Origin of the sequence: Paenibacillus flagellatus, assembly GCF_003217775.1 — a bacterium.
Lineage (GTDB): Bacteria > Bacillota > Bacilli > Paenibacillales > NBRC-103111 > Paenibacillus_AB > Paenibacillus_AB flagellatus.
Genome location: NZ_QJVJ01000010.1, coordinates 214,760 through 237,100, shown reverse-complemented (window position 1 = coordinate 237,100; position 22,341 = coordinate 214,760). Strand labels below are relative to the sequence as shown.

Annotated in this window: 21 protein-coding genes and 2 tRNA genes; 5 read left to right on the top strand and 18 right to left on the bottom strand. The window is 61.8% G+C overall.

What is annotated here, in order from left to right; all coding sequences use genetic code 11:
* Positions 1-198 precede the first annotated feature (198 nt).
* Positions 199-269, top strand: a tRNA-Gly gene (locus tag DLM86_RS22235).
* 196 nt (positions 270-465) lie between these two features.
* On the opposite strand, the gene DLM86_RS22230 is transcribed toward DLM86_RS22235, so the two are convergent.
* The 5 genes from DLM86_RS22230 to DLM86_RS22215 all read right to left on the bottom strand — a co-directional run bounded on the left by DLM86_RS22230 (position 466) and on the right by DLM86_RS22215 (position 5,154).
* Positions 466-539, bottom strand: a tRNA-Arg gene (locus tag DLM86_RS22230).
* A 226-nt stretch (positions 540-765) separates the two neighbouring features.
* On the bottom strand, positions 766-987 hold the full coding sequence (locus DLM86_RS22225; RefSeq protein WP_245954820.1) for a sporulation protein Cse60: 222 nt from the start codon (positions 985-987) through the stop codon (positions 766-768).
* A 7-nt stretch (positions 988-994) separates the two neighbouring features.
* Positions 995-1,459 carry a GreA/GreB family elongation factor gene (locus tag DLM86_RS22220; protein ID WP_110842264.1) on the bottom strand — a complete coding sequence of 155 codons (465 nt, stop codon included), beginning with the start codon at positions 1,457-1,459 and terminating at the stop codon, positions 995-997.
* 223 nt (positions 1,460-1,682) lie between these two features.
* Positions 1,683-1,844, bottom strand: a complete 162-nt coding sequence (locus DLM86_RS32170) for a hypothetical protein (RefSeq protein WP_158289616.1) — start codon at positions 1,842-1,844, stop codon at positions 1,683-1,685.
* Positions 1,845-1,995: 151 nt separating this feature from the next.
* Positions 1,996-5,154, bottom strand: a complete 3,159-nt coding sequence (locus DLM86_RS22215; protein ID WP_110842263.1) for an efflux RND transporter permease subunit — start codon at positions 5,152-5,154, stop codon at positions 1,996-1,998.
* Between the two features lie 186 nt (positions 5,155-5,340).
* Here DLM86_RS22215 and DLM86_RS32390 point away from each other — a divergent pair, with 186 nt between their 5' ends.
* Positions 5,341-5,514 carry a hypothetical protein gene (locus DLM86_RS32390; RefSeq protein ID WP_170143724.1) on the top strand — a complete coding sequence of 58 codons (174 nt, stop codon included), beginning with the start codon at positions 5,341-5,343 and terminating at the stop codon, positions 5,512-5,514.
* 236 nt (positions 5,515-5,750) lie between these two features.
* Positions 5,751-7,589 carry an asparagine synthase (glutamine-hydrolyzing) gene (asnB, locus tag DLM86_RS22210; protein ID WP_110842262.1) on the top strand — a complete coding sequence of 613 codons (1,839 nt, stop codon included), beginning with the start codon at positions 5,751-5,753 and terminating at the stop codon, positions 7,587-7,589.
* Positions 7,590-7,671: 82 nt separating this feature from the next.
* On the opposite strand, the gene DLM86_RS22205 is transcribed toward asnB, so the two are convergent.
* From DLM86_RS22205 to DLM86_RS22190, 4 genes are all read right to left on the bottom strand, one after another.
* Positions 7,672-7,860 (bottom strand): hypothetical protein, encoded by a 189-nt coding sequence (locus DLM86_RS22205; RefSeq protein ID WP_110842261.1) that lies wholly within the window; start codon positions 7,858-7,860, stop codon positions 7,672-7,674.
* Between the two features lie 16 nt (positions 7,861-7,876).
* The gene (locus tag DLM86_RS22200; RefSeq protein WP_110842260.1) at positions 7,877-8,551 is read right to left on the bottom strand and encodes a non-canonical purine NTP pyrophosphatase; all 675 of its coding nucleotides are present in this window, start codon (positions 8,549-8,551) and stop codon (positions 7,877-7,879) included.
* Positions 8,535-9,299 carry a ribonuclease PH gene (gene rph / locus DLM86_RS22195; protein ID WP_110842259.1) on the bottom strand — a complete coding sequence of 255 codons (765 nt, stop codon included), beginning with the start codon at positions 9,297-9,299 and terminating at the stop codon, positions 8,535-8,537. Before rph ends, DLM86_RS22200 begins: the two co-directional genes overlap by 17 nt.
* A 216-nt stretch (positions 9,300-9,515) precedes the next feature.
* Positions 9,516-10,559 carry a GerMN domain-containing protein gene (locus DLM86_RS22190; RefSeq protein WP_110842258.1) on the bottom strand — a complete coding sequence of 348 codons (1,044 nt, stop codon included), beginning with the start codon at positions 10,557-10,559 and terminating at the stop codon, positions 9,516-9,518.
* Positions 10,560-10,760: 201 nt separating this feature from the next.
* Between DLM86_RS22190 and DLM86_RS22185 the strand changes: the two genes are divergently transcribed.
* On the top strand, positions 10,761-11,288 hold the full coding sequence (locus DLM86_RS22185) for a phosphatidylglycerophosphatase A family protein (protein WP_110842257.1): 528 nt from the start codon (positions 10,761-10,763) through the stop codon (positions 11,286-11,288).
* Between the two features lie 62 nt (positions 11,289-11,350).
* On the opposite strand, the gene DLM86_RS22180 is transcribed toward DLM86_RS22185, so the two are convergent.
* The 7 genes from DLM86_RS22180 to DLM86_RS22150 all read right to left on the bottom strand — a co-directional run bounded on the left by DLM86_RS22180 (position 11,351) and on the right by DLM86_RS22150 (position 18,532).
* On the bottom strand, positions 11,351-12,118 hold the full coding sequence (locus DLM86_RS22180) for a DODA-type extradiol aromatic ring-opening family dioxygenase (protein ID WP_110842256.1): 768 nt from the start codon (positions 12,116-12,118) through the stop codon (positions 11,351-11,353).
* Between the two features lie 169 nt (positions 12,119-12,287).
* Positions 12,288-13,262: an MBL fold metallo-hydrolase gene (locus DLM86_RS22175; protein ID WP_110842255.1), complete on the bottom strand. Its 975-nt coding sequence runs from the start codon at positions 13,260-13,262 to the stop codon at positions 12,288-12,290.
* Positions 13,259-14,005, bottom strand: a complete 747-nt coding sequence (locus tag DLM86_RS22170) for a class I SAM-dependent methyltransferase (protein ID WP_110842254.1) — start codon at positions 14,003-14,005, stop codon at positions 13,259-13,261. The genes DLM86_RS22175 and DLM86_RS22170 overlap by 4 nt, the downstream gene beginning before the upstream one ends.
* 177 nt (positions 14,006-14,182) lie before the next feature.
* Positions 14,183-15,304 carry a Gfo/Idh/MocA family protein gene (locus tag DLM86_RS22165; RefSeq protein ID WP_110842253.1) on the bottom strand — a complete coding sequence of 374 codons (1,122 nt, stop codon included), beginning with the start codon at positions 15,302-15,304 and terminating at the stop codon, positions 14,183-14,185.
* A gap of 149 nt (positions 15,305-15,453) precedes the next feature.
* Entirely contained in the window at positions 15,454-16,302 is an 849-nt protein-coding gene (locus DLM86_RS22160; RefSeq protein ID WP_245954818.1) for an AraC family transcriptional regulator, read from the bottom strand.
* 161 nt (positions 16,303-16,463) lie between these two features.
* Positions 16,464-17,579 carry an N-acetylmuramoyl-L-alanine amidase family protein gene (locus DLM86_RS22155; protein ID WP_110842252.1) on the bottom strand — a complete coding sequence of 372 codons (1,116 nt, stop codon included), beginning with the start codon at positions 17,577-17,579 and terminating at the stop codon, positions 16,464-16,466.
* Between the two features lie 587 nt (positions 17,580-18,166).
* Positions 18,167-18,532, bottom strand: a complete 366-nt coding sequence (locus DLM86_RS22150) for a hypothetical protein (protein ID WP_110842251.1) — start codon at positions 18,530-18,532, stop codon at positions 18,167-18,169.
* A gap of 256 nt (positions 18,533-18,788) precedes the next feature.
* Between DLM86_RS22150 and DLM86_RS22145 the strand changes: the two genes are divergently transcribed.
* Complete coding sequence (locus tag DLM86_RS22145; RefSeq protein ID WP_110842250.1) at positions 18,789-19,508, top strand: stalk domain-containing protein; 720 nt, start codon at positions 18,789-18,791, stop codon at positions 19,506-19,508.
* Between the two features lie 122 nt (positions 19,509-19,630).
* On the opposite strand, the gene DLM86_RS22140 is transcribed toward DLM86_RS22145, so the two are convergent.
* Both DLM86_RS22140 and DLM86_RS22135 read right to left on the bottom strand, forming a co-directional pair.
* Complete coding sequence (locus tag DLM86_RS22140; RefSeq protein ID WP_110842249.1) at positions 19,631-20,074, bottom strand: hypothetical protein; 444 nt, start codon at positions 20,072-20,074, stop codon at positions 19,631-19,633.
* A 6-nt stretch (positions 20,075-20,080) separates the two neighbouring features.
* A complete protein-coding gene (locus tag DLM86_RS22135) occupies positions 20,081-22,294 on the bottom strand; it encodes an MMPL family transporter (RefSeq protein WP_110842248.1) in 2,214 nt (737 codons plus the stop codon).
* Between the last annotated feature and the right edge of the window lie 47 nt (positions 22,295-22,341).

The following is a 22,341-nucleotide window of genomic DNA, read 5'->3' as shown; positions in this document are numbered from 1 at the left end:
CGTCCATTCATTGTAACAGAATTTTACATCGGAGTGGATCTTTTTCGGACCGTTTTCGGCATCGGGCGGAAAGATTCCCATGCCGATAGCATACGCAAATCGTTCCGCGATTAACGGCCCGGCAGAGACGCTTCGTTCGGGAAATGTCTTGTCATCGAACCGGACGTATGGTATATTTAGATTTGCCTTTTCCGTTACGCGGGTGTAGTTCAATGGTAGAACTCCAGCTTCCCAAGCTGGTGGCGTGGGTTCGATTCCCATCACCCGCTTCCTACATTACTGTACGCGAAGAAGCCTTGCCGAGCAAGGCTTCTTCTTTTTTTCGCCCTTCCGCCCGCCGGCGTCATGAACCGGACGCGCTGCACATAAGCTGGTTGCGTACAAGCGTCACGAGGAACTCCCCCTACCCGGGGTTCTCCCCCTCAAGACGCACGAAAGCGCAAGCTCCCGCTTGCGCTTGGTTGACGTCCCAGGAGGGATTCGAACCCCCGACCGACGGCTTAGAAGGCCGTTGCTCTATCCTGCTGAGCTACTGGGACATTTTTGCGATACGCTGACCATTATAACATCGGCGAAACGGAAAATGCAACGATTTGCTCCATCCTTTTTTGGATTCGATATCCGCGCGATTTGTCCGAATTTTCCCGCCAATTTCATGCCGGCTGGCGGTGGCCTCGCTTGCAGCGCGCCTTACGGAGCGGAGCGCGCCGCCCGTCGAAGCGTAGGGCGGCGTGCGCTTCTCCTCGGGCCTTCAAGTCAGCCCTCTTATCCGTTCGTGCGGTACACGATCAAAATCGTGCTCCGCTGGCTCTCCGTCCGCGACGGCGTCGACTTGACGACCGAGCCGTAGCAGATGTTGACGACCTGTTCTTCCTTCAAGCCCGCCAAAAACTGGTTCGCCTTATGCTCCGCATACGAATTGTCCGTGTCGACGAATTCCTTCACCTGGATCATGCCCGTTCCTCCTCTCCCCGTTACGATTTGCATGCCGGATTTATCCGAACGCGCGCCCGTCTTCGCGAAATCCGCCGTTCACGTACCGGATCGATTCGATCTTCACGTCGATTTCCCCGAACGGGACGGCCAGCCGGCACGTTTCGTCCGTTTTTCTCGTCAACAGCTGCATGCCGACCGGAGACAAAAACGAAATGCTGTTGTTGCCCGGCTCCGCCCGGTCAGGGAAGACGATCGTATAGCTCTCCTCCGTATCGTCGTCGGCGTACCGGATGCTCACCCGGCTGCCGATCAGCACGACCGAATGGAGCCGCTCCTCGTTGAAATCGGACACGATGGTCTCCAACGCGGAAACGTAGCCGGACAACAGCCGGTCTACGCCGCTCCGTTCTTTGCCGTAAAGGGGAAAATAATGATCCAAAAAGGCCGTCTTCTCTTCGTCGAAATAAACGAGCTGGCGGAGCAGCTGCGTCTTGGCCCCGTGCAGCGGCAAACTATGGCTCATTGTAGTTCTCCCCTCCCAAACCGAGCTTCTCCCTGGCGGCCTGCATCCAAATCGTCTCCATGCGAATCCCTCCCATGAAAATAGAGGCCCCCGTATTGGAGGCCTTCCCCGTATTGTATCAGATGTTTCCTCTTTATCCAATCGCAAGCATCGCGAAATCGGCCGCTTTTTCGTCCCGCCCGTCCCGGACGGAGCTCCGGAGGACGCTTGCCGGCAAGCGCGACTACAGATGCTTGCGGTTCACCTGCTCGTTGCGAACCATCTGCTCCAGCTTTTCCTTCAGCTTGCCGTGGATGGCGGGCGTTTTTCTCAGTCCGAACCAGCTTCGCCGTTTTTCCTTCGCCAGCAGCCTCAGCATATATTCCTTTTCCTCCATCGTAAACATGCGTCGATCCCTCCCTGCACTGTTGTACGACGAAGGGTACGAAACGTTGCGAAAAATGTTCCCGGACGGGTCGCGCAAAAACCCCGGCCCCTCGCAACGAGGAAACCGGGGCGGGGCGGGGCGAAGCGGCGGCGCCTACCGGAGGCGGGCGTTATACCGAATCCGTGTCGTGCAGCGGCTTGCGGCGGAACTTGGCCAACGACTCGTACACGATCGGAACGATGACGAGCGTCAGCAGCGTCGAGCTGATCAGGCCGCCGATGACGGTGACGCCGAGTCCTTTCGAGATAAGAGCCCCGCTTCCGCTCTCGAAGCCGAGCGCCAGCGGCAGCAGCGCGCCGACGGTCGCGAGCGCGGTCATCAAGATCGGGCGCAGCCGGGTCGCCCCCGCCTCGAGCAGCGATTCGCGCACGCTCCACCCTTCGCGCTCCTTGTGCAGGACGCGATCGAGAAGCACGATCGCGTTCGTCACGACGATGCCGATCAGCATGAGCGCGCCCATCAATGCCGAAGCGCTGATCGTCTCCTTCGCGAGATAGAGGGCGACCAGTCCGCCGATCACCGTAAACGGCAGCGAGAACAAGATCGCGAACGGCGTCAAGGCGCCCCCGAACGTGACGACCAGCAGCAAGTACACGATCGCGATCGCCGCGGCCATCGCCAACCCCAGCTGGCGGAACGTATCCGCGATCTGCTCCGTCACGCCGCCGAATTCGACCTTGACGCCAGGCGGCAGATCGAGCGCCGCAACGGCCTTTTGCGCGTCCGCCGACGCTTTGCCGACGTCCTTCACGGCAATATTCGCCGTTACGTCGACGTAGAGCCTGCCGTTTTTGTGCGTAATCGTATTCGGCGACGTGCCTTTGCGCACCGTCGCGACATCCTTGACCGGCACTTCGAAGCCGAGCGGAGAAGCGAGCCTGGCGTTCTCGATGTCGGCCAGACTGCCGATTTCGTCGCGGGCCGGGTTCGCGTAAACGTTGTACGTCTTATCTTCGACCTTGACCTCGGCCCACGACGGACGATCGCGCGGCGGTGCCAGCCTCATCGCGAGCTGGCCGGCGGTCAGGCCGAGCTTGCCCAGCTTTTGCGTGTCGGCTACGATCGTGTATTGCTCGTACGTCTTGGACAAGCTCGACTCGACTTTGTCGAAGGGCCCCATCGCCTGCAGCTCGCTTCGGATCCGCTCGACCGCCGGCCCGATGTCCGCCGGCGATTCGCCGAACACGGTCAGGCCAAGCTTGTTGCCGCCGAAGCCGCCTCCGCCGAAATCCATCTCCCCCCAGCCGCCCGAGGGATCCAGCGTTTGCAGCGCCGCGACAAGCGCTTCCTTCTCCGCCTTGAACGATTTCGTCCCGTTGTCGTACTGGACGTAAAACAACGCCGATTTGCCCGGCCCGACGCTCATCGGATTCGGCCCGCCGACCGAATATTGCAAGTTCGTGACGCCCGGACGGTTCAGTATGAGCTTCTCCGCTTCGAGCGCCGTCGCCTCCGCGTCGGCCAGCCGCCGCCCCGGCCCCGGATTGTACGTGATCATCGCGTACTTCTGCTCCTCCTCCGGCAGGAAGCTGACGCCTACGACGCCGGCCAGCGTCAGACTGCCGGCGAGCAGCGCGAGCGCCGTCACCGATGTGAGCCCTTTATGATTGAGCGACCACTGCAGCATGCGCCGGTACAAGCCCGCCATCGCCCCCGGCTTGTCCTCGCGCCCATGACCGCGCTTGCTCTTCAGCCCGTTCCGGAACAAGGAATGCGCCATCGCCGGGACGACCGTCACGGCGACGAGCAGCGAGGCGAGCAGCGCGAACACGATCGTCAGCGCGAACGGCATGAACAGCTGACCGATCGGCCCGCTGACGGCGCCGAGCGGCAGGAAGACGGCGATCGTGACGAGCGTGGACGACAAGATCGGCAGAAACATTTCCCGGGTCGCCTCCAGCACGAGCGCCTTGCCGGAAAGCTTCTCGCCGGACAATCCCATGCGCCGGTAATTGTTCTCGATGACGACGATCGAATCGTCCACGACGCGGCCGATGGCGACGGTCATGGCGCCGAGCGTCATGATGTTGAGCGTGATGTCGAGCTGCCGCAGGACAAGCAGCGCGATCAGCAGCGACAGCGGAATCGAGACGACGGAGATGAGCGTCGTACGGATATTGCGCAGGAACAGCAGAATGACGATAACCGCGAATAGGGCGCCGAACAGCGCTTTGTCGAGCATCGTGGAGACCGATTCCTCGATCGGCTGACCCTGGTCCAGCATGACGAGCGATTGCAGCCCCGGATGATCGTTCGCGAACCGTGCGGTGACGTCCTTTACCGCCCGGACGACGTCCACCGTGTTCGCGTCGGCCGACTTGGTCACCTGGATTCCGATCGACTCGCTGCCGTTCGTGCGCGAAATCGATTCCGCCTTCCCGACGAGCCGGACGTCCGCAAGGTCGGACAGCTTGACGGTCGGGATGCCCGGCGGCGGGACGGCTCCGCCGGCGGGAGACGCGACTGCGCCCGGAACGGCCGTCCCTGCGGCGCCGGTACCGGTTCCGCCTGCGCCCCCGGGGGACGGCGCGATCGGGATGGCGACGTTTTTCAAATCGTCCAGCGTCGCGACGTTGCCGTCGACGACGATCGTCTTCTCCGCGTTTTCCATTTCGAACAGACCGAGAGGCACTTGAATCGCCGACGCTTGCACGAATCCTTTCACCGTGTCCTCGGTAATGCCGAGCGCCTTCAGCTTGTCCCGGTCGAAATCGAGCTGCACTTCCCGGACGAACTGACCGGAGACGCCGACGGTGCCGATCCCCGGAATGCCTTCGAGCTCCGGCTTCAGCTCCTCCTCGACGAGCTTCGTCAGCTCCTCCAACGTTTGCTCGCGGCCGGAGAGACTAAGCGAGACGACGGGGAAATCGTTCAGACGAATCCGGGATACGGCGATGTCCTGCACGCCCTCCGGCTTGACAAAGGAAGAAAGCGCTTGACGCAATTCGTTTTCCGCGTCGTCCATCGATTGCCCGTAGCCGTATTCGACGACGAGGGAAGCGACGTTTTCCATCGAGGTGGAGGTGACGGAGCCGACGCCGTCGAGTCGGCGGATGCGCTGCTCGAGCGGCAGGCTCAGCTTGTCGGCCACCTCCTGCGGGGCCGCTCCGGGATAGACGGCCGAGACGGTCAAAATCGGGACGTTGATGTTCGGGATCGTCTCCTTCTTCATCGTCATGCCCGCATACAGGCCGGCCGCGGTCACGATGGCCGTCAAAATCCATATCGCGAATTTGTTGTTGAGCGAAAAGCGAATCGCGTTTCTCACGATATTCCTCCTCGACTTATTTATGGAAGCCGATTCTATTATTCAATGAAATGCGCCGTTTTATGACGGCTCGACCGGCCAAGCCGCAACCTCCCGCCGAATAGTCGGAATTGAAAGAATATTTTGACCAAATTATGGGAACGATACGACTATCGAATTGGAATCCTTTGAAAAGAGGTGAACCCCGTGGAAGCCAGCATGAGCGTCGCCGACGTCGTGTCGCACATTCGGCGGCTGAAAACGAGCGGCGAATCGTTGAACAAGAAAAAAGTGAAGCAGACGAACCCGCAGCTGATGCAGAACGCCCTGTTCTACTTCCCCAGCTGGGAGCACGCCATTCAAAGCGCGGACTCGGTCTGAACCGAAGCTTGGTACCCCGGTACCGGGACCGCCCCTCGGGCGGTCTTTTTGTTTGCCGGCGGACAGACATGATTCCTTCCCCACGCGCATACCCTTTAGTATCGTTTCGAACCTATCTCCTTGATCAGACGTCGCAAGACGTTTTTCTTTTGAAATCGGGAGCTTCGGATGTACGGACAGTTCCCTGCCGTGTCGAATTCGACAACGAGACCTAACTGGTGAGAGGATGATTTGGGATGTGCGGAATAACGGGATGGATCGACTGGCGTAAGGACTTGACCCAACTTCCGTCCGTGCTAGTCGACATGACGGAAACAATGGCTCCCCGCGGCCCAGATGCGTCCGGCACTTGGCTTTCCCGGCATTGCGCGCTCGGACACCGCAGACTCAGCGTCATGGATCCGGCGAACGGTGCTCAGCCGATGACCCGGACGCGGGGCGATACCGATTATACGATCGTGTACAACGGGGAGCTGTACAACGCGCCCGAGCTGAAGCGGGAGCTCGTGCAGCGGGGCTACTCGTTCACGACGAATTGCGATACGGAAGTGCTGCTCGTTTCGTTCATCGAATGGGGGCGGTCGTGTCTGGACCGGCTGAACGGCATTTTCGCGTTCGCGATCTGGAACGGCGAGGAGCTGTTCTTGGCGAGGGACCGCGTAGGGGTCAAGCCGCTGTTCTATGCGCAGAAGGACGGCATGTTTCTGTTCGGGTCGGAGCCGAAGGCGATATTGGCCCACCCCGACTTCCCGGCGGAAGTCGACCGCGAAGGGCTCGCGGAACTATTCGTCATCGGCCCGGCTCGGACGCCCGGCCACGGCATTTATAAGCATATGGCGGAGCTGAAGCCCGGCCATTACATGGTCGTCGACCGGAACGGCGCATCCGCCCGGCCGTATTGGGCGCTCGAGAGCCGCCCGCACGAGGACGACGTCGAGACGACGGCGGAGCGGATCCGCGAGCTGCTGATCGATACGGTGGAGCGCCAGCTTCTGTCCGACGTGCCGGTATGCACGCTGCTGTCGGGCGGCCTCGATTCGAGCGCGCTGACGGCGATCGCCGTCCAGTATTACAACCGGACCGGCCAAGGCGTCGTCAACACCTACTCCGTCGACTACGTCGATAACGACAAGCATTTCAAAGCCAACGTGTTCCAGCCGAATGCGGACGCACCGTGGATCGAACGGATGGTCGGTCATCTCGGTACGGTGCACCACAACGTGACGTTCGATACGCCGGAGCTGTTCGACTCGCTGATCGCCGCGATGCGCGCGCGTGATTTGCCGGGCATGGCCGACGTGGACGGCTCGTTGTATTTGTTTTGCCGCGAAATCAAAAAAGGCGCGACGGTCGCCATCTCCGGGGAAGCGGCCGACGAAATATTCGGCGGCTACCCGTGGTTTCACCGCGACGAATCGCTGAACGCGAACACGTTCCCGTGGTCGCTGTCGGCGGGCATCCGAGTCGACCTGCTGTCGAAGGAAACGGCCGATTGGCTTCGTCCCCGCGACTATCTGGACGAACGGTACCGGCAAGCGCTCGACGAGGTGCCCTACTTGGCGGGAGAAACGGGTACGGCCCGCCGCATGCGGGAAATGTCGTACCTGAACATCACCCGCTTCATGCCGACGCTGCTCGACCGCAAAGACCGGATGAGCATGGGCGTCGGGCTGGAGGTGCGCGTGCCGTATTGCGATCATCGTCTCGTCGACTACGTCTTCAACGTGCCGTGGGAAATCAAGACGGCCGGCGACCGCGAGAAAGGCATTTTGCGCAAAGCGTTGAAGGGCATTTTGCCGGACGACGTCCTCACCCGCAAAAAAAGCCCGTATCCGAAAACGCACAATCCGAACTATTTGGCGGCGACGCGCGCATGGGTGCAGGACATTTTGAACGACCCGTCCTCGCCGGTGCTGCCATTTCTCGACGTCGACCATCTCCGCAAGCTGGCCGCGCCGGAATCGGCCACGATGGATTTGCCCTGGTTCGGGCAGCTTATGTCCGGTCCGCAGCTGTTCGCCTACATCGGTCAAATCGACGCGTGGCTGCGGGAATACAACGTCTCGATCCGGTAAACCGCCCGAATGCGCGAAGAAGCCTCCCGCCTATGCACCCGCGGGAGGCTTCTTGCCGTGATCGCGACGATCCCGGATCGGCCTATTCGTCCATCAGCCGCCTGACGCGGTTCAAGGCGCCAAGCAGCTCGTCCAGCTCGGCTTTCTCCAAGCTGAGCGTCATATAGGCGGGAACGAGCCCGCCGTCGTTCACTTCGATCATCGCCGTCCGGTCGCCGTCGTCGTACCGGACTTCGATCCGGTCGTTCGACCAGACGCTCGTCCAAGCCATCCGTCCCCGCCTCCCCTTATCGCCCGATCCGTTCGCCGAGCCGCTCCTGCAAAAGCCGCAGCGCCAGCGCCCGGTGGCTGACGGCGTTTTTCCTCTCGAGCGGCAGCTGCGCCATCGTCGCGCCGAGGTCGGGCAGAAAAAACAGCGGGTCGTAGCCGAAGCCTTGCTCGCCTAGCGGCCGGTCGATGACGTAGCCGGCGCAGCTCCCTTCCACTTGGACGGGAGCCTCCTCCGCCGGGTCGACCAGCGCGAGCGCACAGACGAACCGGGCCGGACTCAGCAGCCGCACGCCCGTATGCCGGGCGGCCTCCTCCGCGGCCGGGTCGAACGCGTCCGGTTCGCCGAGTGCGCCCAGCTCGCGGAGCAGCTTGGCGTTGTTGTCGGCGTCCGTCGCCCCCTCGCCGGCGTACCTCGCGGAGTAGACGCCGGGGCGCCCGCCCAGCCGGTCGACGCACAAGCCGGAATCGTCCGCCAGCGCCGGAAGCCCGTACGCCTCCGCGATCGTCCGCGCCTTCTTCCAGGCGTTGTCGGCGAACGTCTCGCCGTCCTCCACGATGTCCGGAGCGTCCGGAAAGTCATTGAGGCTGCGGACGAGGATGCCGAGCGGCTCGAACAGCTTGGCGAACTCTTTCGTTTTGCCCGCGTTGCGCGTTGCGACGATCAGCTCTTCCGTCTTATCGTTTGGCCGCATGCGCATTCGCTTCCGTTCCGACGACGGCGTTCAACGGGCCGAGAATTTCTTTTTGCTTCGCGATCATCGACTGGATCCCCTGCTCGGCTACGGCGAGCAGCTCGTTCAGCTCCTCGCGGGAGAACGGCGCTTCCTCCCCCGTCCCCTGCACTTCGACGAATTTGCCCTGCCCCGTCATGACCACGTTCATGTCCACTTTCGCCTGCGAGTCTTCCTCGTAGTTCAGGTCGAGGCACGTTTCGTCCTTGACGATGCCGACGCTGACCGACGCCAAATAGTCGGTAATCGGCGACTTCGTCAGCTTCTGGTCGCGCATCAGCTTCTGGATCGCGAAGCAAAGCGCGACGAACGAGCCCGTAATCGACGTCGTCCGCGTCCCCCCGTCCGCCTGGATAACGTCGCAGTCGATCGTGATCGTCCGCTCGCCGAGCGTCTCCAGACTGACGACCGAGCGCAGCGCGCGGCCGATCAGCCGCTGAATTTCCATCGTGCGGCCGCCGATTTTGCCTTTCGTCGCCTCCCGCTGGTTGCGCACCTGCGTCGCCCGGGGAAGCATCGAATATTCCGCGTTAATCCAGCCGCGTCCTTGCCCTTTCATGAACGGCGGCACCTTCTCCTCGATCGAGGCGGTGCAAATGACCTTCGTATCCCCTACCTCGATCAAGACGGAGCCTTCCGCATGCTTGATATAGTTCGGCGTCATCGTGACCGCCCGCGTCTCGTCGAATCGTCTTCCGTCGCTTCTCATGCCGGCACCCCCGTATGTATTCATCTTCCGTCGATTGTTCACGATTGGGCAAAAGCGAGCGTTCCTTCTTTTGCACAACCGGTATAGTTTTTGATAAAGGACGGCGGCATTCTCACCCGAAAGCCTACCTCATTTTACCAAATGCCGGAACGAAAAGAAACACCGATCGGGCCGGACGCGAAAACCCCGGGAATTCGGTTCCCGGGGTTCGTTCGTTTACATTTTGATCGCGTTGACGTTCGTCGGGCGGGATACCGGCTTGCTGTACGTCTGGTTGTCGGTCGACGTAATTTTGACGTCGTCGTTCACCTTGATTTGCACTTTCGCGTCGCCCGCCATCTCCGTCAACGAAAGCACGATCGCTTGAAGCGCTTCGCCCGGCGCCTTCTTGTCCGGACCGAGCAGCGTATCCGAGAAGTTGACCGTAATCAAGCCGTTCGCCGATTCGATCTTCGGCAGCTCCACCGTCGGCGCCACGACCGAGGACAGCTTCGACTTCTCGCTCGGTCCGGCGATCAGCTGCTCGATCGTCGCCTTCGCCTTGTCGTCGGTCCGCTTGATCAGGCGGGTGACCGGCACGTAGTACGGCTCGTGGCTGTCCGTCTGGGCGAGGAAATACAGCGTGACCGGCGTCGTCTGGCCGAAATCGGCGTCCGCGTCGCGCTCGAGGTTGATGCCCATCGCGCGGGTGAGCGCCCCGTCGATCGGCAGCTTGCCCTGCGGCATCTGCTTCAGCTCCTTGCCTTCGACCCAGATGCGCACCTCGTTCACGTTCGGGAATCCGGTCAGCGCCCACGTGACGGCTTCAAGCAGCTTGCGCTCGTCGGCCGGATCGTAAGCGTTGAATTCCTTCGAGAAGTCGACCGTCGCCGTCTTCGTCGTCGTGTTGATGTCGAGTCCTTTCACGGTTGTGCCCTTCGGGAGCAGGCCGGTAAAGCCGGCGGGAATCGCGTCTTTGCCCGCCCCGTCCTGCACCATGAATTCGAGCGTCTTGCGGGCGACCGCTTCGGTTTTCGGGATGCGCACCGTTACCGGCGCGACGTTGCCGTTTTTGTCTTTCATATAGACGGTAACTTGCGCCCCTTGCTGCACGGTCGCGCTGCCCGGAACCGCGTCGTCGCCCTTCGCGCCCGTATTGGTCACGTTGGGGGGTGGGTCGATTTGCTCGCTTTCCTTCGATTTCAAGAGCGAGCACCCGGACGTCAGCGCAACGGTAACCCCGGCTATGGCGACCCATTTCGTCCACTTCGTCAGTCTCATTGGAATCCTCCTCATCGTATCTTGTACTACTATGTATACGAGCCTGCCAAGCATTTATAACTACATTTTGTCCGGGAGACGGTACGGGCCGATCCGCGCGCCATAGGAACCGGCGTCTCTCGAATCTCTAATGAAACGGGCGTTCGTTGGCAACAATGTATAGAAGCCGGATACGAACTGATAACGAAACGGGGGATCGCCGTGACTTACAGCCTGAACAGCCGCAAAGTGGCGAAGGCGACGGAGGAGTGGCTCGCCAAACGAGGGGTCGACAAGCGGGAAATCGGCGAGCTGGTGCTCTTCCTGCAGAAGGACTATTATCCCGAGCTGACGATGGAGGAGTGTCTCGAATCCGTCGACCGGGTGCTGTCCAAGCGCGAGGTGCAAAACGCCATCCTGACGGGCATTCAGCTCGACGTGCTGGCCGAGGAGGGCAGGCTGCTTCCGCCGCTGCAGGATATGATATTCAACGACGAGGGGTTGTACGGCTGCGACGAGGTGCTGTCGCTGTCGATCGTGAACGTGTACGGCAGCATCGGCTACACCAACTTCGGCTATATCGACAAAAGCAAGCCGGGCGTCCTGAAGCGGCTGAACACGAAAAACGGCAAAGACATCCACACGTTTCTCGACGATATCGTCGGCGCGATCGCGGCGGCGGCCAGCAGCCGCATCGCCCATCGGAAGCAGGCGGAGAAAGAGACGCAGGAGCATATCGACGAGGCGTGAAGCGCGGCAAAAAGCCCCGGTTTCCGGAACTTCCGGAATCGGGGCTTCGTTTCGTCTCTTCATTAAAATTGCAGGCACATGTAGCTGAGCGTGCCGAGATCGTAGCTCCGGTGGATGACCTCCGGCTTGCGGCCGGGATCGCCGGCGCCCATCGCGATGTAGAGCGGCACGAAATGCTCCGCGCGGGGAACCGCGAGACGGGCGTGCGGCGCGCGCTCCTCGTAGTCGAACAGCGCCTCCAGGTCCCCGTTCTCCATCCGCTCGACGAGCCAATCGTCGAACTCGACGGCCCACGGCTCCGCCGTTTTTTGCCCCCACTTGATAATCCGCAAATTGTGCACCGTCACGCCGCTGCCGATGACGAGGACGTCCGCCTCCCCGAGCCCGCGCAGCGCTTCGCCGATCTTGTACTGCTCGCGGGGCGGCAAATACGGGTTGACGGACGCCTGTACGACGGGGATGTCCGCCTCCGGGTACATCCGGTGCAGCAGCGTCCACGACCCGTGGTCGAGCCCTCTGCTCGTATCGGAGGCGACCTCGATGCCGGCGCCGCGCAGCCGCTCCTTCACTTTCTCCGCGACGGCGCTCGAGCCTTTCGCCGGGTACGTCACTTGGTACAGCTCGTCGGGGAAGCCGCCGAAATCGTATATGGTGTCATAGACGCCGTCCGACGAAGAGACGGTCGTGACCGGCCGTTCCCAATGCGCGGTGAAGACGACGATCGCCTTCGGCCGGAATCGGCCGGCGAGCTCGGCCAGAAATCGGGTGTAATCGGTTTGTTCGATGGCGAGCATGGGCGAGCCGTGCGCCAAAAAAAGCGAAGGAACCATGCGGACACCTCCTATTTTCGTCTGTTAGTAGGTTACTTTATGTAAGTTACTATACATTGTATCAATGGACCTGTCAAGCGGATTCCGTGCGCCGCGAACCTTAGCATTCCCGGAACTTCGGCGCGGGTTTCCGAAAAAACAAAAAACGCCCGCTTCGCGGGCGCATTCTTCATTTCCGCACATACCGAATCGTGCCGCCGTCGCTCGTCTCGCGAATGCGGCCTTCGTCGCGCAAATGGATCAAGTGCGCGATCGTCTCCGACAAGGCGAACCGCAGTTGGTGGATCGACAGCCGGTCGCCGAACAGGGCGCGGCACATCGCATAGGACGTAGGCGCCGAATCGAGCTTCGCCTCCATCGCCGCGAGCCGTTCCTCGTGGTGACGGACGATCTCCCTCGCTCTCTCGCCGAACGTGCGAAACGGCTCCCGGTGGCCGGGATACGCGACGTCGACCGCGAGCCGGCTCACGTCGTCCAAGCTGCGCAAATACGAGCGGAGCGGATTGTCGTCGAAGCCCGGAAGGTAGCCGACGTTCGGCGTTATTTGCGGCAGGACGTGGTCGCCGCAGAACAGCTCCGACCGCTCCTCGTCGTAAAAGCACAAATGGCCGGCCGCATGCCCGGGCGTCACGATCGGACGGTACGTCCGGTCGCCGATCCGGAAAGGCTGGTCCGGCTCGATCGTCGTCAGCTGCGGCTGCGGCGACACTTGGGGAAGAAACCCCTTCATATGCTCGGCCATCTGTTCGAGCGTCGGCTCGTCCATGCCGTGCGCGCGAAACAGCTCCAGCAGCTTCGCGCTCATCGTCTCGCCCTCGCCCCACAGCGCCTTCGTCTGCTCCCGCCCGACGGCGGAAAGATGCACCGGGGCGCCGGAGCGCTCCTGAAACCAGCCGCTCAGCCCGTAATGGTCGGGATGGTGGTGGGTCAGCACGATGCTCTCCAGCGCCGTCGGAGGCAAATCGTGCTCCTCCATGACGCGGTTCCACAGCTCCTCCGCCTCCGGCGTATGCAGCCCCGGGTCGATCAGCGTCCATCCGGAGCGGGAGCGCACGACGTAGCCGTTCACCCACCGGAGCGGGAACGGCAGCGGCACTTTTACTTGCAAGATCGTCTCGTTGATGATGTGGATCGGTTTGATCACGGCTGTACGTTTCCTTCCTTCGTTCCGGTCAAGATAAGTCTCGGCGACGTCGTCCGCTCGTACGGCCTTCCGTCATAGCCGCCGTAGACGCGGTCGATGCGAAGACCGGCGGCGGCCGTCATCGCCTCGAACTGCTCCAGCCCGTAGCATTTGACTTGCTCGTCGTAATGGCGAACCGGCTTGCCCGGCTCGCGGATCCGAATGCGTTTGCGCACGAAGCCTTCCTCGACGCGCCGGTTTTCCTCGATGCGGCATCGTCCTTGGGCGCGCTCCGAGCAAGGGACCAGGTTCGTCTCCACGTAAGCGGCGTTCAGGAAATCGATGATGAACCGGCCGCCCGGGCCGAGCAGACGCGCGATCTCTCCGATCACCTTCTCGTTCTCCGCGTCGGCGGCGAAATAGCCGAACGAGGTGAACAGATTGACGACCGCGTCGAACGGCCCTTCCGCCGGAACGCGGCGCATGTCGCCCCGCAGCCAGCGGACGCGCCGCATCGTATCGCGCTTGCGGGCTTCGGCCAGCAGCACGCCGGACAAATCGACGCCCGTCACCCGGTAGCCGAAATCGGCCAACGCGAGCGAATGCCGGCCCATGCCGCAGCACAGATCGAGCACGGACGCTCCGGGCGGAAGCCCGAGCCAGCCGATCATCGCCCTTACTTCCTCGTACGCCCCGGCGGCGTCGCGATGTTTGTACACCACCAAGTAATCGTCGCCGAAGCTCTCCTCGTACCATCGTTCCATCGTTTCGTCCTCGCACCCCGTCTATCGCCATTCTGTAGCGTTCCGATATCGATTGTACCATTCTCCGCTCCCCGGAAAAAGGCTTTGCGCGCCAACTTCCGGGCCATGGCGAAAAAGGACGCCCCCGGACATGCGTTCCGGTGACGTCCTCCCACGGTGCGGCGGGCGGCCGCAGCCTTATTTGCGATAGCGCGACGTTTCGATCCGCTGCCGCAGCAGCTCGTAAAACTTGTCCTCGTCGACAGGCAGCTCGGCCCAATCGTCCGTCCAGGCGGACAAGTACATCGCGTTGGACAGCGACAGTCCGCGGATGCCTTCCTCGCCCGGCGCGACGAGCGGCGTGCCGAGACGGATCGAATCGACCCAGTTTTGCGTAATCGACCGGTGCCCTTTCGGTTCCGGTCCGACGGGAATGTCGATTTTCCAGCATTCCGGCTGGCCGAACGTGCCTTGGAAGGTGCGGTTGAACTCCGGCTCCGGTACGCGCAGCCGCCAAAACGTCAGCTTGTTGTCCTCGATGACGACTTTGCCCCGGTCGCCGGTCACCTCGAGCCGGTTCGTTCCCGGCGTCTCGCCGGTCGTCGTGACGAACACGCCCGTCGCGCCGTTCGGATATTCGACGTAGGCGGTCACCTCGTCCTCCACCTCGATGTCGCGGTATTTGCCGAACGAGCAAAACGCGCGCACGCGCGACGGCAGCATGCCGACCGTCCACTGCCACAGGTCGAGCTGGTGCGGACACTGGTTGAGCAGCACGCCGCCGCCCTCGCCGGCCCAGGTGGCGCGCCATTGTCCGGAATCGTAATAGCTTTGCGGACGGTACCACGTCGTAATGATCCAGTTCGTCCGGCGAATTTCCCCGAGCTCGCCGCTGTCGATCAAATCTTTCAGCTTGATGTAAAGCGGACTCGTCCGCTGGTTGAACATCATCGCAAAGCGTACGCCGCTCGACGCGGCCGCCTCGTTCATTTCGCGCACCTGCTTCGTATAGACGCCCGCCGGCTTCTCGCACAGCACGTGGATGCCCCGCGCGAACGCTTTCATGGCCGTGCCGGGATGGTCGAAGTGAAGATTGCAGATGAGGATGGCGTCCACCGCGCCCGACTCCAGCATCGCGTCCACCGTCTCGAACGTTTGCAGCTTCTCGCCGAACTGCTCCTTCGCCCACCGAAGCCGGTCGGCGCTAATGTCGCACACCGCCGCCAGCTCCGCTCCCGCGACTTCCCCCGCCGCGATATATCTGGCATGCGACGACCCCATATTGCCGATGCCGACGATCCCGATTCGCACTCGTTCCATTCGTTTATTCCGCTCCTTTGCGACCAAGCCCGGATATTCGCGGGAATGCCGTGACGACAACTTCCGCTCCCTCCATGCTACCATAGGAGCACCGCGGCGACTTTACCGTCGTTGCCGTAACGGTTTCGCCCAATTGACTGTCATTGGCGTCATGAACGGGCCGCTTGACGCTTGTACTGCTCCGGCGTCACCCCGACCCGCTGCTTGAACATCCGGGTGAAGTGCGACGGGTGCTTGAACCCGACCTTGTAGCAGACGTCGGTGACGGACAAGCTGCGCTCGAGCAGGAAATGGATTTTCGCCTGATTGATCCGGCGATGGTATAGATAATTGAAGATCGTCGCGCCGGTCACTTCCTTGAACAGCTTGGATAAATAATATTTGTTCACGTGAAGCCGTTCCTCCAAATGCTCCAGATGAACGTCCTCCTGGTAATGCTCCTCCAAATAGTCGACGACCGACTGCACGTGTCTCTCCTTGTCCGTCGGAAAGGCGGAAGCCGAATCCGCGGATTGCTCGCACACGTCGTAGACGATCAGCAGCAAGTCCAGGAAGGCGACCAGCATCCGGTCGCGGGACACCTTGCCCCGATCGTCCGAAAGCTTCCGCATCTTCTCGAGCAGCGCCTCCACCTCGAGCCGCACGTCGCCCGAGAGCGGGATGCGGCAATTTTTGAGCTCGTAAAACGGCTTCAGCACGTTCACCTCGAACGGCTTGTCGTCGGCAAGCGCCTTCACGAAGGCGGGATCGAAATGAACGGTCGTCCGCCGGTACGGTACGCTGGCGTCCATGTTCGGGCAATGCAGCGTCATGCCGTGCATGAGGATCAGGTCGCCGGGAGAGAGGACGAATATTTTGTCCCCGATCAAATAATGGCCCTTCCCCCCGTGGAAGTAATACAGCTCGAAGTGCGCGTGCGAGTGGAACGACATGCCCGTCCCGCCTTCGCTGTATCGGATTTCCACCGTCGGGGAGTAGGAGCCGAGTGACGCCGCCATGGCGGCACCTCCTTCGTCCGTGTAACGGTCGTTCTCCTGCTTCCAGTGTAGCATAAAACGCGAGCGAGCGGGGCCGCTTGCCGAAGACGCCGGGTGGTTCGGGCACAAGAAAAAAGCCGCAGCTCGGAGGAGCTGCGGCCAGGCGTCATGCCGGTCGCCGATCAATCGGCAAAGTAGTCGGCGAGTCCGGCCGCGATGGCGGCGGCCGCCTTGCGCTGGTAGTCGTCCTTGCGCACGATCGACTCGTCGCGGGAATCGGTCAAAAACCCGAGCTCGAGCAGCACCGAAGGGCGGTCGTTCTCCCTCAGCACGTGGTAATCGCCGAACGAAATGCCGTTGCTTTTCAGGACGCCGTCTTTCGCCAGACGTTCTTCGATGCTGTGGGCGAGCGCCCGGTCCTTCGCCTCGGAATAGAAGTAGACGAGCGTGCCGGACACTTTTTTCGGCGAGGCGTTATAGTGGATGCTGACAAAGGCGTCGGCCCGCCGTTTGTTGCTCGCTTCCGCCCGATCGGACAGCTCGGGCTGCTCCTTGTCGCCGGTCCGGGTCATGGCGACCTGCGCCCCCGCGCGGCGCAGCTCTTCGGCGACGTAATTCGCGGTGCTCAAGTTGATCTTCTTCTCTTCCGTACCGTGCGTCGTCCCGATGACACCCGGATCGCTTCCGCCGTGGCCGGGGTCGACGACGATCAGCTTGCCTCGCAGCCCGCCTCCGGCCCGCTTCGTTTCCGCGGCGGCGGCGCGTCCGGACGCGTCCACGTAGCGTCCCGAAACCCAGCCGGTCTCGCCGTCCGCCGTGCGCACCCGCATCCAGCCGTTGCGGTCGTCCGAAATGCTCAGCTTCGTCCCTTTCGTCAGCAGCCGCTTCGCTTCGCCTTCCGTTCCGGGACTTTCCCGCAGCCACAGCTTGTCCGCCGTGACGACGCCGTCCCGGGTTTTGGCCGACGCGCCGCCGGCGGCTGCCGACGCGACTTTGGCGCCGCCTTTCGGCTCCGGCTTGACGTCCGTCTTCACCAAATAATGGGCCGCGACCCAGCCCGTTCGGCCGCCCGTCTGCACTTTGGCCCATCCGAACGATTCCTCGGAAACGGTTACGCTCGCGCCTTTGCCGAGCGTCCCGACGATGCGCGCACGACCCGCCGGCTCCGCGCGAACGTTCAGCGTATCCGCGGCCACTCGGGCCGTATACGTCTCCGCATCCGCTTGCCCCGCCGCGGCCAACAACGCGCCGAGCGCGACGCCGCCCGCCAGTATCGCCTTCCGTACAGTCCGTTTCATGGCACCCTCGCGTTCGGTTGAAATGACAGTCCAGTTTTTACAAATGTACCATGCCTGTCAGCGCGAAACAACCGCCAACCGTACCGGGCCGCAGGAACGAATGGCGCGAAAAAAGCGGGAATGGCTCGAATCGTGCGGAAAAATTGCGCAATTCGCCCCGCGATCTAGGTCCCGGTATCTATCCGGCCCGGCCGGCGCCGATCCGGAAGGGACGACCCTTGATGCAGCCGTCGATCGGGCGGCATGCGGGTACGCGCAAGCGGCACGCTGCTCCGCTTTCGGTCTGCTTCATTGGATGTTGTCCATCGAACGGCTCTTTTCGACTCCAAAAGAAGCTCTCGATTGGAACCTATCCAATAGAATTGCCGCCATTTTCGAATTTCGGCTTCTTGCACGCGATTCCATTGGATGAAATCCAATCGACGGCCGGTACGCGTCCCCCGGGTCGTTCCCTATTGGATGCAATCCAATGGGAGGACGACTTCGCGGGCGTTGTACGCAAGGTCCGAGCCGTTGGATCGACGGCTCGCCGCGACATCATCCTCTTCGCGGACGAAACACCGCCGGCCGATCGGGACACCCTTGCGCTATTCGTCCTTCGTCAGACGAATCTCTTCCTCCCCGCCGTCCCACTGGATGCGCAGGGTGAACTCCTTTTCCACGACGTAAGGCTTGTCGAGCGTCGAGCTGCCCCGGATAACCAGCTTCGACGCCGACTTCGGCGTCGCTTCTCCCTTGTCCTTGAAATTTTCGCTGTTTTCGAACTGGTACCGAACGACGCTGCCGGTCTTTCCTTTGTCTCCGATATATCGGATTTCGTATGTCTTCCCCTTCGGGGAGATGGAACAAGCGACGCTCCAAAACTCGCTTTTGCCAGCAAACGCGAACCGGTCGGAGCAGCCGGTCACGAGGACCAGGCCGATCAGAATAAAGAATGCGATCCATCTTTTCATCGAATATGCCCCTTTGGTCATTTCCTCCAGTATAACCGCCAAATCTTAACAGAAGTGCGGCGCAATTCTTAAGCCTTTCTGAAATCACGCGGCCGGCTTGTTCCGATCGCCCCGATGCCATGACCGTTCCGTGACCGAGTCACGAAAGCGCCGCCGAAAGATGGGTTTCAGGCAGCTTGTTGCCCCGAAGCCGGTTGCATTACGATTACCGTGATTATGGAGAAAAAAGCAAGGCGCGAAATGAGGAGGATGGATCATGAAAAGGAGATGGACCCAGAAAGGAGCGGGCACGGCCGTGCTCGGCGCGGCGCTGTTCGTCAGCCTTTCCTTCAACGCGATGGGGGCGGGGACGCTGACGGAGATCGAGGCGTATTTGAACACCGGCATCAAGGTCGTGCTGAACGGCAAATCGTTCGAGCCGGTTGACCCGGACGACGGGACGAAGCTCGTCCCGATTACGTACAGAGGCTCCACGTATTTGCCGCTGCGGGCGGTCGCCGAGGCGTCGGGCCTCCAGGTGACGTGGGATCCGAACACCGAGACCGCTTATTTGGGCGAGACGGGCGGCGAAATCGCCAAGGGCGAAACCCGCTACATCAAAGTGTCGCCGGAATTCGTCTACAACGGCAACAGCATTTACCGGCTGGCGAGCCGCACGCCCGAGGAGCTGACGACGGCCGACGGCACGGTGCTCGATTACGGCTATGTGACCGGAGGCAGCCGCTCGGTCAACATGGAGATCGCCACCGAATTCGAATACAGCAAATTCAAGGCGAAAATATGGGCCGCCGATTCGCTGACGACCGACGACCTGCAAGTGAAAATCGTCGACGAAAACAACGTGACGGTCAAGGACGTCAAAGTCAAATCGGGGACAATCACCGAGCTCGAGCTCGACGTCAAAGATACGAAGGCGCTGCGGATTTACGTCCAGGGGGACAAAAGCATCGTCGGGGAGCCGTCGCTGGGCAAGTAGGCGGGCTCGGAGGTGCATGCCGCGAAACGAAAGGAACTCCGATTTCCGTTTCTTCGGGACAGACGACGGAAGTCGGAGTTCCTTTCGCGATTCGGGCGAACCCGGCTCCCCTATGCCGGAGATCAAAGTTTCATGCTTACGACGAAGACGACCGCTACGATCAGCACGAGAAAGGCGGCTGTCGTCGTCACGTAACCGGTCAAGCGGGGAGCTTCCCCCGCGCCTGCGGCGGAAAGCCGTTTCTTGATCGAGCTCCCCATTACGCCCGTAACGACGAGTGCGGCCACAATGAGCGTACCGCCGCCCTTCTCCATCACCTCGAGCCAGAGCGGCCGGTCCTTCCCGAGATCAAGCTGAAGGATCATATAGACGCCGCTGACGAGAACGGCGGCCGCGCCGGGATGGGCGACGAAGCCGGCGACGCGAATCAACCGCTTCGCCAGCGTATTGGACGGCCCGGAGCCGAGCTGCGTTTTCATAAGCGGCAGGACGAGGACGACGGCGAGCAAGGCGCCGATCCAGAGAAACAATCCCGTCAGGTGCAGGAACAGCATAAATCCGAACATCGCAGATTACCTCCCGTATGATTGATCGGCGGCAGCCGAAGCGCCGGATCGCAGTCGCGGCGTCAGCGATAGAATCGCCGGCAGAAGCACGCCCCGGACAAGAAACGTATCGACGAGAATGCCGATCCCCATCGTCATCCCGAACAAGAACAGCTCCTGCAGCGGCTGTGTCATCAGCACGCTGAACGTGGCCGCAAGAAGGAGACCCGCGGACGAAATGACGCCGCCGGTGCGGGCTACGCCCAGGCTGATCGCCCGTTTCCACTCGTGCGTCCGGGCTTCTTCCCGGATCCGGGAGACGAGCATGATGTTGTAATCGACGCCGAGGGCGATGAGGAAGACGAACGTGTACATCGGCAGCCGGTAACTGATCGAATCGTGCCCCATCAGGTGATGGAACACGGTCCAGCCGAGCCCGAGCGTCGCCGTATACGACAGCAGCATCGTCCCCATCATGACGAGCGCCGGCACAATAGCGCGCGCCTGGAAAGCGAGCATGACGAGGATCGAACCGGCGATCAGCGAGAAGACGACGACGGTGTCGCGCGCATTCATCGTCCGCACGTCGAGCTGCTCGGCCGTCTGCCCGGCGAAATGAAGCGAGAAGCGGGACGGATCGAAGCCGCTGTCCCGCAGCATCGCGCCGCTTTCGGCCCGCAGCGATTCCAGCAAGTCCAGCGCGGCCGCATCGTATGGGTTGATCGGCAGCGTCACTTGCAGCTTGACGGCCCGCTTGTCGGTCGAAAGCAGCGTGTCCGGCAGCTCCTCCGCCGATCGGGACCGCCATGCCGAAAGGTCGGGCGCGACGGTGCCCGCCTCCCGTCCGATCCGCGACGCCAATCGGTCCAGCTTGTCGACAAACGCCGCATCCGCGGTCATGTCCGTCTCCGCCATCAACAAGACCGATACGGGCGCAAGCTTCCCCGGCGGGAACCGCTCCTCCAGCAATTCGAAGCCTTGGCGGGACGAAATCGTCTCGGGAAACGACTTCATCAAGTTGAACGACGGTTTGATCGTCCCGATCGAGAGCGACGGCACGATCAAGACGATCAGCAAAACCGCCGCGATCGCCGCCGGTTTTTTCACGACGCCGTCGCCGATTCCGGTCCAAAATCCGGCCGTTCTCGCTTCCCGCTCCTCCAACTTCGGAACGAAGGGCCAGAACGCTTTGCGCCCCAACAGAGCGAATACGGCCGGGACGAGCGTCACGCCCGCCAGCATCATAACCGCCATCGCCACGGCAAACACCGGCGCAAAATGACGGTACGGCGCGAATACGGCCGCGAATAGCGTCGTTACCGCGAGCAGCACGGTGCCGCCGCTGAACAGGATCGGCTCCGCGACATGGAGAAACGCCGCCTTCATCGCGTCGAACCGCGAGCCGATTCGCTTCAGCTCTTCCCGGTAGCGGGAAACGACGAATAGACAATAGTCCGTCAGCACGGCGAACAGCAGGATCGTCATAATCGACAGCGCCTGCTTGTCCACGAGAAACCATCCGTTTTTCGCGGCGAGCCCGAGCAGCCGGTCGACCGTCGCATAGACCGTCCCCGCGACGAAGAGCGGCATGACGGCCAGCAGCGGGGAGCGGTAGATGGCGATCAATAGGACCACGATCAGTCCGACGGTTGCGAGCAGCAAAACCAGATCCGCATTCCGGAACAGCGTAATCGTATCGGCCGTAATGCCGGCCGGCCCCGTTATTTCAAGCCGAAGCCCTCCGATTCCCGACTGTTCGGCGTACGTCCGGATTTGCTGCAGTGTTTCGAAGATCGCATCCGACTCCAAGTCGGGCCGCAGGGCCACATTGAGCAAAACGGTCGTGCGATCCGCGGAAAATAGGCCGTCCTGCACGTTCTCGGGAAGCCGGTGAAACGGCAGGGCGCTCGCGACATGCTCCGGCTTGTCGCCGGAGGCGAGCCACTCGCTCACGTTCGCGATTCGGGCCCGTTCGTCCGCCGTTATGGCCGCACGTCCGTGGAAGACGAGCAGCGCGACCGGCCCGTCGTCCGACGGAAATGCCTCGTTCAGCAACCGGCCTGCCCGAGCCGCCGGCGTATCGCCGCGAACGCTGCCTTCCCCGCTGCCGACGGCGTACGGCTTCGCCCCGGGGGCGATTGAGGCGAGCGCCGCGACGAGCAGCGCCCAGCAAGCGACAACCGCCCACGCTCCTTTCGGGCTGCCGACCAAGCGGGCCAAGTAGCGAAAAATACGATTCATCGTCCCGATCACTCCTTTCCGCATTGGTCTCTTGCGGATTCCACTTT